Here is a 10,579-nt window from a genome sequence, read left to right as displayed (position 1 = left end):
GTGCTGACGATCGCTGTTGTTCTGCTGGAACTGGTTTTCCTGCGAGAATTCCGAGCGGTACTGGTTGTTGTTCTGACGATTTTCCTGATTGTGCTGGCGGTCAGACTGGTGCTGACGGTCGTTGTTGTTCTGGTTGTTGTTCTGATTGTTCATGATTTCCATCTCCTGTCCAAATTCGGTGGCATGCTTGCAAATTTCTTTTTGCTTCACATTTTGAAGATATTCGCTTTTGCGTTCAACCAGGGCTTCCTGGTAGTCGGCGCCCAGCTCGTAAGCCATCTCATATTTGTAATCGTTCTGGCTTTTCCGGGACGGACACTGATAATCGCGTTTACGATAATCCATCATTTTTTCTCACCTCAATAACAGTATGGCTGTCTTCGTTCAGCGGCATTCAGAGAAAGCTTCGGCAAGAGTTTGGGAAGAAATGGAAAAAGACCGGGACGCTTTAGCTCCCGGTCAACTTAACAGGTTTTCAGCTCAGAACAGATCGTCTTCCTGCGGCGTGGCGGGTGTGACGACGACGGTTTCCATTTTCTCTAGGCACTCGTCGATCAAGGCTTCAAAATCCCAGCCCGCTTCCATCTTTTCCGCTTTTTCCGGATGCGGCTTGGTCACTGGATTTTTCGGTGTAAAGATCGTGCAGCAGTCCTCAAACGGCAGAATCGACGTTTCATAGGTGTTGATACGGCGGGCCACGTCGATGATTTCCAGCTTATCGTAGGTGACGACCGGCCGGATTACCGGCATGTCGATAACGTGATTGATCGTCTGCATGCTTTCCAGCGTCTGTGAAGCGACCTGCCCGATGCTTTCGCCGTTCACGATCGCCAGGCATTTGTATTTCTGCGCAGCCCGCTCGGCAATCCGGTACATCATGCGGCGCATGATCGTGATGGCGTAGCTTTCGTCGCAATGCTTGTAAATCGCCAGCTGCAGATCGGTAAGTGGAATGATATGCACCTTGATGCTGCCTTGGTATTTCGAGATAATCCCGGCTAAATCCAATACTTTTTTCTGAGCACTGCTGGACGTATACGGCGGGGAGGCATAGTGAATGCATTCGATCTCCACGCCCCGTTTCATCGTCAGATAGCCCGCGACCGGCGAATCGATACCGCCGGAAAGCATCAGCAGCGCTTTGCCGCCCATGCCGACCGGATAACCGCCGGCGCCTTTGATCGTATCCGCCATCACATAGGTAAATTCCTCGCGGACCTCAATGCCGATCCGCAGATCCGGGTTGTGGACGTCAACCCTCATTTCGCTTTCCTTCAAGATCTTCGTTGCGACGGCACGATTGATCTGATCGCTGACCAGCGGGAATTTCTTATCATGACGGCGGGTTTCGACTTTAAACGTCCCCTGGCCGCGTTCCATGGCCACCTGATAACCGGTTTCCACCATCGCGTCGAGATCAGAACGGATTTTCAGGCAGAGCGAAAACGAACTCAGGCCGAAGATTTCCTTCAAAATCGCGCAGATTTCCTCCGGCTCCGTTCCATGCAGATGAATGTATAAGCGGTCAAAGGTCCGCTCATACGTCAGCTTGTCATAAGCGCTTAACGACGCGCGGATGTTGTCGGTCAGCTTTTTGATAAAATCCTTACGGTTTTTGCCCTTGGTCGACAATTCGCCATAGCGTACTAAAATGTGATCATATTGAATGGGTTCCATATTTATGTAGTATCTCCTTCAGTTCCCGCAGAAATCGATCGACTTCTTCCGGCGTATTGCGGCTGGAAAAACTGCAGCGGATGCTCGACAGCGCCCGCTTATCACTCATTCCCATCGCCTTGAGGACATGGGACGGCGTTTTGGACTTGCTGGAGCAGGTGCTCTGCGCGGAAACGCAGATATTCCGGCTGTTGAGCGCGTTCATCATGACTTCCGAGGGAATCGTTTTGCATGAAAAGTTTAAGATCGCGCTGACGCCGTCGTCTGGACTGTTGATTTCAATCTCAGGCAGCAGCGCCAGCCCTTCGCGCATCCGCTGATTCAGCTGACGGGTCACCGTCCGGTACAGCGTCTGTTCTTCCAGCGCCAGCCGCAGGGTTTTGGCCAGCGCGATATCGGCTACGGAATTGGCCGTGCCGCCGCGCAGTCCTTGTTCCTGCTGACCGCCGCTGATGATCGGCACCAGATTCACATGCTGCTTCTTCATCAAAAAGCCGCTGCCCTTCAGGCCCTCGATCTTATGCGCGGAAAAGCTTGCCAGATCGACCTGGCTCAAATCCAGATCAATTCGCTTCAGCGCCTGGACACAGTCGATATGAAGCAAGGCATGACTGTTTTTCCGGACGATCTTTTTCATCGCTTCCAGCGGCATCACGCTGCCGACTTCATTATTGACCGCCATGATCGAAACCAACGCCGTTTTCTCGCTCAGCGCCTGCTCCAGCTGATCCAGCCGGACGACGCCCCGTTCGTCGACGTCCAGCCAGGTCACATCAAACCCGAACACCTCTTCCAGCTGGCGCATTGCGTTGGCGACGCTGGAATGTTCAACCTTCGTCGTAATCAGATGGTTTTTCCTGCCCATCGCGGCAAATGCCGCGCCCTTGACCGCCATGTTGTTGGCCTCGCTGGCACCGCTGGTAAAAATAATCTCATGCGGCTGCACCTTCAGCAAAGAAGCGATCTGCGAGCGGCTTTTCTCCATCAGCCGGGATATTTCCATCCCTTCGTCATACAAAGATTCGCTGTTGGCGAACGACGTTTCCAACAGCGAGTTAACCAGTTTGCGGACTTCCGGATGCACCGGCGTCGTACTGGCATTATCAAAATAGATCGCGTTATCAGGCAGCACTTTGCGCATTCTCCTTTATCAGCTTTTCATACGAACCCGGATGAATTCTTTCAATCGTCGCCAGCGCCACGGTCAGCGCCTGCGTGTATTCGCCGTTGCGGAAGCACAGCTCGGCCCGGGTCAGCTCCGAATCGATATCCGGATACGTCGAACGGTATTTATTCCCGAAAACAATCGTATTCTCTACCATGATCGCCATAGCGACAAGGTTGTTCACATTGTTATACAGCTTGTAAATATAATCGATCGTGTCACTGAGCGTAGCGTTCATCAGCTGTACGTTAAGCGGCGTATCGGTTAAGAGGTCTTCAATCGAGCGGACATATTCAACCGCCCGCGCCAGATCGCCTTCATAGGTAGCGGAGATCGCCGGCAGTTTGTTCTTGCGGATTTTGACCTGCATCTCATTCATGATCAGCTGCAGCTTCAGCAGCTGCTTCTTCCCCCGGGCCTCGTCGCTGCAGGCGCTGTCCAGCCGCGCTTTCAGCTGGTTGACCTCAGTCAGCACGGCGTCGGCTTCCTGCTGAAGCTCTTTCAGGGAAATCAGAATCGTTGAAGCGGGAACGGAATTGCCTTTGATCATCTGCATGATCTTAACGCGCATATCTTCAATTTCAATGATCCGCTGCTCGCGCAGTTTAATCTGATCCGTCAGATCCTCGATCCCAAACCGCACGGAAACCTTCGCCATCAGCTGACGGACATACTGACTGTTTTCCTTCAGCTGCAGCACGGTCTTTTCTGCTTTTTCTTCAGCCTGGCGCATTTCGTCATAGCTCTGGCCTTCTTTTTCAATCTGCGCCAACAGCTGGCTGAGCCGCTTTTTATCCTCGTCCAGATGCGCCCGGATATGAACGGCTGTCCCCTGCTTCAGTGCAGCCAGATCTTCTTTCAGCGTTTCGCTGATCACTTCCAGATTGCGCGGCACTTCCAGATGGTGCAGATAAACGCCTTTTTGTTTCTGCATCGAATAGCTGCGCGAAACCTCGTCGATCAAATTTGGAATCAGGCCGCGCGCTTCCTGAAGCAGCTGCGGCAGATTATTGATGATATCGGTCAGATCGCCCAGTGCTTCACGGATTTCTTCCAACTCTTCCGAAGCTTTTTCAAACTCCGAAGCGTACATCCATTCCTCAAACGCCGAGAACATTTTCTCTGTCGCGGCGATCCGGTTTTCGATCGTTTCCCAGCAGAAAGACAGCTGGGCGCTCTTTTCCTGCGCCTGCAGCTTCAGGGTCCGGAATTCTTCCTTCATCTGCGTGACTTCCGCCCGCTGCGCCGTTTCTTTCTCAAGAATTTTATCCAGGAACGCTTCCAGCTGATGGACCTGTTCCTCTCCCAGCTCCATCATGTTGTCCAGATCATCCAGATTGATCCGCGCGTCTTTCAGCTTGCCGACCAGAACCATGTCTTCCGTGTCCGCCAGCATCTGCGCGATCTGCTTGAGATTGGCCTGCGCCAGTTCAAAATCATCTTTGCAATGCGTAACCTGCGCCATCGTCTCCTGATTGACGCGGGCGATGGCCACGGCTTTGTTCAGCTTAAACGGCAGCGGCACGCTCTTGATCGAGTTATACCGGACTTCCAGCTCCGAGAGCTGCGCCTTGCAGTTCTTGATCTTTACCTTTCGCATGATGAACCAGATTATAAAAATAACAAGAATGACCACCATCGCGATGATCACTTCTTTTCGTGTCAGAATTTCCAGTACCTTCTCCAACGCATACCACCTCTTAGTTCTTATTTTATCATAAAGCGACAAACTCTCATAGGTTAAAAGTGAGTTTTTGACAACTTCTTCTCCGCCGCGAAAAACGCCGCCGCGCGCTTCCTTTTATTACGCTTCACAAGATCAGCTCCATCAGAATTTCATCTTCATCCCGCTCGCCGGTTTCCGCAAAGCCCAGCGACCGGTACAAGTGCGCCGCGGCCTGATCTGCCTCACGGTAACATAAAACAATGCGTTTTACCTGGCGTTCACGCAGCTTTTGAAGCAGCAGTTTCATCGCTTTCCGGCCATAGCCCCGGTGCTGAAACCGCTGATCAATAAAGAATTGATCCAGAATGATCTCGCTTCCCGATTCCGCTTCCCGCGTCATTACCAGGCCGAGTTGGTCTTCCCCCTCCTCGATCACGCTGACCTCGCTGTTTTGATGGCGAAACGCATAGGCGCGGACTAAAATCATCGGCGCGCTGCTCAGATATCCGCTTTGTTCCGGCGTCACGCTCAGGCTGCAGACCTGGCGGTAATTGTGCTGATCGATCGTCGTAAACCGCATCTTTTTCTCCTCCTGCCGCTGGTTTCGATTTCCCGCAGCGCTTGTTTTCTCATTATAAACTTTTCACCGCTCTCAATTCAACTCCAATTTCCGCAAAACGCCTTTGTCAAAGGGATTTATTTCATTTTTCGATTGACAGAGAGCAAAGAAATCTGCTATACTTACCTAGCGTTTAATAATAGCAGCTTACAAAGTTGCGCAACCGGCGTTGGTACTGGAATTCTTTCCAGAGCAGAAGTAACTTGCTGCTTCAAGCGAAACTGCCGTCTACCAACACCCTGCGTCAATGATTTGTACCTGTTGTTGTTTTATGTGCCATAAAACACACAAGGAGGAATTGAAAATGGCAAGAAATACTGGACCAGTTTGGAAAATTTCCCGTCGTCTGGGCTTCTCGATCTTGGAAACAGGCGAGGAACTGCAGCGCCGCACTTATGCGCCGGGTCAGCACGGACCGACAAAGCGGATTAAGCTGAGCAACTACGGCACGCAGCTGCGTGAAAAGCAGAGAATCAGAAACATGTACGGTGTTAATGAACGTCAGTTCGCGAACACTTATATCAAAGCGGAAAAGATGGCTGGCGTTAAGGGTCACAACTTCCTGTGCCTGCTGGAATCCCGTCTGGACAACATCGTTTACCGCATGGGCTTCGCCAGAACTCGCCGTGCTGCCCGTCAGTTAGTCAACCATGGTCATATCCTGGTTAACGGCAAGAAGGTTGATATCCCTTCCTTCACAGTAAAGCCGGGTTCTACGGTTGAAGTTAAGGAAAAGTCCAAGTCGATGGCTTGCATCGCTGATGCTTTAGAAGCAACGCTGAACACGGTCGCTTTCGTTACCGTCGACAAAGAAAACAAAAAAGGCACTTATGTCCGCATGCCGGAACGGAACGAACTGAATCAGGAAATCAACGAACTGCTGGTTGTCGAATACTACAACCGATAAGTCAAAGAAAGCCTTCAAGCAAGGCTTTTTTTGTATTTTCACCTTGTTTTTCAAACGCCATTCCGCTACACTGAAAATAGAGAAAGAAGGCAAACATATGGGTGAATTGTCAAAACTGCCGAATTTAGGAAAGGAATTGGAACGCCAGCTGAACGAAGTCGGGATCACCACCGCGGATCAGCTGATCGCGCTGGGTGCCCAGCAAGCCTGGTTAAAAATCCGGGCTGTCGATCCGTCTGCCTGCATCCACCGCTTGTACGCTCTGGAAGGCGCGATCCAGGGCATAAAGAAAAGCGAGCTCAGCCCCGATAAGAAGGCCGAGCTCAAAGATTTTTATTCTGTCTACAAATAAGCGTCAGGCGAATTCTTCGGAATTCGCTTTTTAAATCAGAAAGCGAAGATAGTCCAGATCGACCTGCATGTAGCCGACTACGCCTTGTCCCAGATCGACTTTAATCCACTTGTAGCCATCTTCCAGAACCATAGCGCTGATTAAATCCACAGGCAAGCTTTCGCCCGGGCTCAGCTCCGCGATCACGGTTCCTGAAATCACGGCATTGCGCACATAATAGATGTTGCGGCGGCCGACACCGCGCACGACCTGCACCGTAACATACGGATTAATCCACTGAATATCCTGTCCCCCCTCTTCATTCTCGCCGATAATCACCGGATAGTTTTTATACGCCGTATTCAGATCACAGCGCCCCGGTACGCCCGGCACGGATCCGCTGCTCGTATATTGCCACATCCCGCAGGGCAGCGACGGCCCGTTGACATTCCATTGGGCCAGCCACAGATCGTAGCGGTCCAGCTCACTCAAGATCAGCTTGTTGCGAAACCAGTCCAGATTCGCGTAGACCATCGGATAGAAACCCGCTTCTTCAATTTTCTGGCAGGTGTAGCGGCAGATTTCAGTGTTCAGAGCTTTGTTATACAGCGTTCCGTTGCGTTCTTTGTAGCCGTCTGCGTCTTCCATGTCGATTGCGACCGGCATGCGCGGGGAAAATTGCCGGGCCAGCGCGATCAAATCGTCTGTTTCGCGCATCATCTCGGATTCGTTTAAAGCATAGCTGTAATGATAAAGTCCGTACGGCAGCCCCGCGTCGTTGCATTTGCGGACATTCTCACGAAACCGCAAGTCTTCAACGAAGTGCCCCCAGCTTGACCGCAGCATCACCGCTTCCACACCGGAAGCCCGGACCTGGCGAAAATCTACATCGCCATTGTACTGACTGATGTCGATAACTTTCATATTGAGTCCTCCTTTCTTCCCGGATTGTCCGGTAATCTATTCTATTCCCGGAAAAGAAGGCGCTCTGGCGCATGTTCCTAGTCAGCTTAAAACAAAAAAGGTGCGGTGAATATCTTTACGATACCCGCCACACCATTTTATTAATCACGCCCACATAGCTCTGAATAATCTTCACTACTTTGGTGCTTACATTTTCTTCAACATAATCCGGAACCGGAATTCCGTAATCCCCGGACAGATTCATTGCCACCGCGGTTTCGACTGCCTGCAGCAGCGACTTTTCATCAATTCCCGCTAAAACAAAGCAGGCTTTATCCAAGGCTTCCGGTCTTTCCGTGGATGTCCGGATGCAGACGGCCGGGAATGGATGGCCTATGCTGGTAAAGAAGCTGCTTTCCTCCGGTAATGTGCCTGAATCCGAGACTACCGCAAAAGCATTCATCTGCAGGTGATTGTAATCATGAAAGCCTAACGGCTCATGTTGAATTACCCGCGGATCCAACTGAAAGCCTGACGCTTTCAAACGATTGCGGGAACGCGGATGACAGGAGTACAGAATTGGCATATCATATTTTTCCGCCATTTTATTAATCGCGTTAAACAACGAAAGGAAATTCTTTTCCGTATCCAGATTCTCTTCCCGGTGAGCGGAAAGCAGAATATAACGATGCGGCTGCAAGCCCAGCTTTTCTAAAATCGCCGAACTTTCAATTTCACTCAGATTCTGATGCAGCACTTCCGCCATCGGCGATCCGGTTACATAGACACGCTCTTTCGGCAGACCGCATTCATGCAGATACTTTCGCGCATGCTCGGAATACGCCAGGTTGACATCGGAGATGATATCGACGATCCGGCGGTTTGTTTCTTCCGGCAGACATTCGTCTTTGCAGCGGTTCCCGGCTTCCATATGAAAGATCGGAATATGCAGACGCTTGGCGGCGATCGCAGATAAACAGGAATTAGTATCTCCCAGAATCAATAACGCTTCCGGATGAATTTGACTCATCAGCTTGTAGGAACAGTTGATGATGTTGCCTACGGTTGCCCCTAAGTCGTCCCCTACCGCATCCATATACACTTCCGGATCCGCGATCTTCAGGTTTTCAAAGAAGATCCCATTTAACGTGTAATCATAGTTCTGTCCCGTATGGGCTAAAACCACATCAAAATATTTCCGGCATTTATTGATCACCGCCGCCAGCCGGATAATTTCCGGCCGCGTGCCCACGATGATTAAAAGCTTAAGTTTTCCGTTATCCTGAAAATGGATAGAAGAATAATCGGTTCTGATTTCACTCATTCTGCTGCCTTCCTCACTACTTCTTCAAAAAAGGTATCGGGTTGCTCCGGGTTAAAGATTTCATTGCACGTCATCACAGTGACCAGGTTTTCAGTTTCTGACAGATTGATGATGTTGTGCGTCCACCCGGGAATCATATAGACGGCCTCTATCTTCTCTCCTGACACTTCAAATTCAACAAGTTCCCCAGTATGAATATTCCGTTCCTGAATCAGGCCGTGACCCGCTACGACAATGAACTGTTCCCATTTGCTGTTATGCCAATGCTGCCCTTTTGTGATCCCCGGTTTACTGATATTAATACTGACCTGACCGCAGTCCAGCGTATGCAGGAGTTCCGTAAAGCTCCCGCGTGCATCACAGTTCATCTTCAGTTCATACTTAAATTTCTCCGCCGGAAGATAAGTTAAGTATAAACTATACAATTTCTTCGCAAAGGAACCTTCCGGCATTTTAGGCATCATTAACGTTTCCGGCTGTGCTTTGAATTGGTCCAGTAAATCGACAATCTCGCCCAGGGTAACCTTATGCGTCACAGGCACGCAACAATAACGTCCGTCTTCTTTCAAAACCGTTTCTACTCCGTCAAATTCACAGTGCTGTTCTTTTCCTTCCAGAAGATCAAACATGCCTTCGATCAGATCGTCGATGTAAAGCAATTCTAATTCTGTACTTCTGTCATTCACAGTGAACTCTTCATCATTCGCCACAGCCCAGCAGAACGTCGACACTGCTGAGTTGTATTTGGGACGGCTATGGCCCATTAAGTTCGGAAACCGATACACGGCAACCTTGGCCCCCGTTTCTTCGGCATACTGGAAAAACAGTTCTTCGCCTGCTTGCTTACTTTTGCCATACTCCGATTCCCCAAACCTTCCAGCCAGCGTCGCCTGAATCGAAGAACTCAGCATAATCGTCGCTTTGTTCTGATGCTTTTTCAACAATTCCAACAATGTCGATGTAAACCCAAAGTTTCCCAACATGAATTCAGCCGGATCCTGAGGCCGGTTGACACCTGCCAGATGGAATACAAATTCGGCTTTTTCACAGTACAGTTCTAATTCTTCTACCGTAGATTCCCGATCATATTCATAGATCTCATCGATCTTCAAGTCCGGTCGAGTTCTATTCTTATTTTCTTTGATATTCTTCAGATTGGCTACCAGAGCTGTTCCTACCATGCCCTTAGCGCCTGTAACTAATATGTTCATTCCGCACCGCCTATCACGTTGATATTGTACTATTAGTTAAACAAGGATTCAAGAAAGTATTTTTAACCAATCTCCAAAAAAACTAAACTCATTTTATGTTTAAGTGTTTATTATACCCAATAGTGAACATTTATACTGATTGCTTATTAAAAACTGTTTTATCTCTTCTAAATAGAATTCTGATATCAATCTTTCCTTTAACTGTATCAAGATTCGCAAAATAATTTGTAAGTATTGTTGACATCAGCTTTCGAATTTAGTTGAATTATTAGCAACCTTTGAACAAGGAAATATTTTCTACTTTCCAATGTTAACTCATAAATAATAGGGTCACAGAATGTCATTTACGACACATTTCCTATCATGAACGGTTATTCAAAAAAGAACTTCATAACTCCAAAAGGCGACAAAAAAGGCCGGATTTCTCCGACCTCTATGCTTTAGATCACTTCAGGATTTTCAATAACGTGCAGAACATACTGCCCGTTTTCCACGTCCACCTTCATCGTGCAGTTGCCCTCGTTGCCCCGTTCAATCATCTTACGGGCAATCAAGGTTTCAATCGTTCTCTGGATATGCCGTTTCATCGGCCGCGCTCCGAAGACCGGATCCACGCCCAGCTCGACGATCTTCGCCTTTGCCGCCTCGGTGACTTCAAGCGCAATATCCTTCTTCGCTAACCGAACAGCCAGTTCATGCAGGAACTTATCGGCGATCTTGATCAACACTTCATTGTTCAGGGCATTGAAGACGATGATCTCATCGATCCGATTGAC

General features: G+C 49.4%; 10 protein-coding genes and 1 pseudogene. 2 read left to right on the top strand and 9 right to left on the bottom strand.

The window, feature by feature from the left end:
• The 5 genes from HOLDEFILI_RS08010 to HOLDEFILI_RS07990 all read right to left on the bottom strand — a co-directional run.
• The coding region (locus HOLDEFILI_RS08010) for a hypothetical protein (protein WP_208854956.1) at positions 1–345 on the bottom strand (345 nt) is incomplete at its 3' end.
• 135 nt (positions 346–480) lie between these two features.
• Positions 481–1,677: a tRNA uracil 4-sulfurtransferase ThiI gene (gene thiI, locus HOLDEFILI_RS08005; RefSeq protein ID WP_006059076.1), complete on the bottom strand. Its 1,197-nt coding sequence runs from the start codon at positions 1,675–1,677 to the stop codon at positions 481–483.
• Positions 1,658–2,818 carry a cysteine desulfurase family protein gene (locus HOLDEFILI_RS08000; protein ID WP_006059075.1) on the bottom strand — a complete coding sequence of 387 codons (1,161 nt, stop codon included), beginning with the start codon at positions 2,816–2,818 and terminating at the stop codon, positions 1,658–1,660. Before HOLDEFILI_RS08000 ends, thiI begins: the two co-directional genes overlap by 20 nt.
• Complete coding sequence (locus HOLDEFILI_RS07995; protein WP_039864338.1) at positions 2,799–4,529, bottom strand: septation ring formation regulator EzrA; 1,731 nt, start codon at positions 4,527–4,529, stop codon at positions 2,799–2,801. Before HOLDEFILI_RS07995 ends, HOLDEFILI_RS08000 begins: the two co-directional genes overlap by 20 nt.
• A 124-nt stretch (positions 4,530–4,653) precedes the next feature.
• Positions 4,654–5,088, bottom strand: a complete 435-nt coding sequence (locus HOLDEFILI_RS07990; protein WP_006059073.1) for a GNAT family N-acetyltransferase — start codon at positions 5,086–5,088, stop codon at positions 4,654–4,656.
• Positions 5,089–5,431: 343 nt separating this feature from the next.
• On the opposite strand from HOLDEFILI_RS07990, the gene rpsD reads away from it, so the two are divergent.
• Together rpsD and HOLDEFILI_RS07980 are read left to right on the top strand one after the other, a co-directional pair.
• Complete coding sequence (gene rpsD, locus HOLDEFILI_RS07985; protein ID WP_039864337.1) at positions 5,432–6,034, top strand: 30S ribosomal protein S4; 603 nt, start codon at positions 5,432–5,434, stop codon at positions 6,032–6,034.
• A gap of 97 nt (positions 6,035–6,131) precedes the next feature.
• Positions 6,132–6,386 carry a TfoX/Sxy family protein gene (locus HOLDEFILI_RS07980; RefSeq protein WP_039864335.1) on the top strand — a complete coding sequence of 85 codons (255 nt, stop codon included), beginning with the start codon at positions 6,132–6,134 and terminating at the stop codon, positions 6,384–6,386.
• A 30-nt stretch (positions 6,387–6,416) separates the two neighbouring features.
• Here the strand turns inward: HOLDEFILI_RS07980 and HOLDEFILI_RS07975 are convergent, their stop codons facing one another.
• The 4 genes and pseudogenes from HOLDEFILI_RS07975 to HOLDEFILI_RS20060 all read right to left on the bottom strand — a co-directional run.
• A complete protein-coding gene (locus HOLDEFILI_RS07975; RefSeq protein ID WP_006059070.1) occupies positions 6,417–7,289 on the bottom strand; it encodes a GH25 family lysozyme in 873 nt (290 codons plus the stop codon).
• Positions 7,290–7,404: 115 nt separating this feature from the next.
• Positions 7,405–8,592, bottom strand: coding sequence for a non-hydrolyzing UDP-N-acetylglucosamine 2-epimerase (gene wecB / locus HOLDEFILI_RS07970; RefSeq protein ID WP_006059069.1), 1,188 nt, complete (start codon positions 8,590–8,592; stop codon positions 7,405–7,407).
• Complete coding sequence (locus HOLDEFILI_RS07965) at positions 8,589–9,803, bottom strand: polysaccharide biosynthesis C-terminal domain-containing protein (protein ID WP_006059068.1); 1,215 nt, start codon at positions 9,801–9,803, stop codon at positions 8,589–8,591. The genes wecB and HOLDEFILI_RS07965 overlap by 4 nt, the downstream gene beginning before the upstream one ends.
• Before the next feature lie 440 nt (positions 9,804–10,243).
• Positions 10,244–10,579, bottom strand: a pseudogene (locus HOLDEFILI_RS20060) (ATP-dependent Clp protease ATP-binding subunit); the annotation flags it as partial.

Origin of the sequence: Holdemania filiformis DSM 12042, from assembly GCF_000157995.1 — a bacterium.
GTDB classification, from domain to species: domain Bacteria; phylum Bacillota_I; class Bacilli_A; order Erysipelotrichales; family Erysipelotrichaceae; genus Holdemania; species Holdemania filiformis.
The sequence above is the reverse complement of the archived record's forward strand: the minus strand, read 5'-3'. Positions and strand labels throughout refer to the sequence as shown.

Coding starts and splice junctions, on each gene's coding strand:
- HOLDEFILI_RS08000 (WP_006059075.1), bottom strand. CDS start 2,818: ATGCGCAAAGTGCTGCCTGATAACGCGATCTATTTTGATAATGCCAGT.
- thiI (WP_006059076.1), bottom strand. CDS start 1,677: ATGGAACCCATTCAATATGATCACATTTTAGTACGCTATGGCGAATTG.
- rpsD (WP_039864337.1), top strand. CDS start 5,432: ATGGCAAGAAATACTGGACCAGTTTGGAAAATTTCCCGTCGTCTGGGC.
- HOLDEFILI_RS07980 (WP_039864335.1), top strand. CDS start 6,132: ATGGGTGAATTGTCAAAACTGCCGAATTTAGGAAAGGAATTGGAACGC.
- HOLDEFILI_RS07965 (WP_006059068.1), bottom strand. CDS start 9,803: ATGAACATATTAGTTACAGGCGCTAAGGGCATGGTAGGAACAGCTCTG.
- HOLDEFILI_RS07975 (WP_006059070.1), bottom strand. CDS start 7,289: ATGAAAGTTATCGACATCAGTCAGTACAATGGCGATGTAGATTTTCGC.
- wecB (WP_006059069.1), bottom strand. CDS start 8,592: ATGAGTGAAATCAGAACCGATTATTCTTCTATCCATTTTCAGGATAAC.
- HOLDEFILI_RS07990 (WP_006059073.1), bottom strand. CDS start 5,088: ATGCGGTTTACGACGATCGATCAGCACAATTACCGCCAGGTCTGCAGC.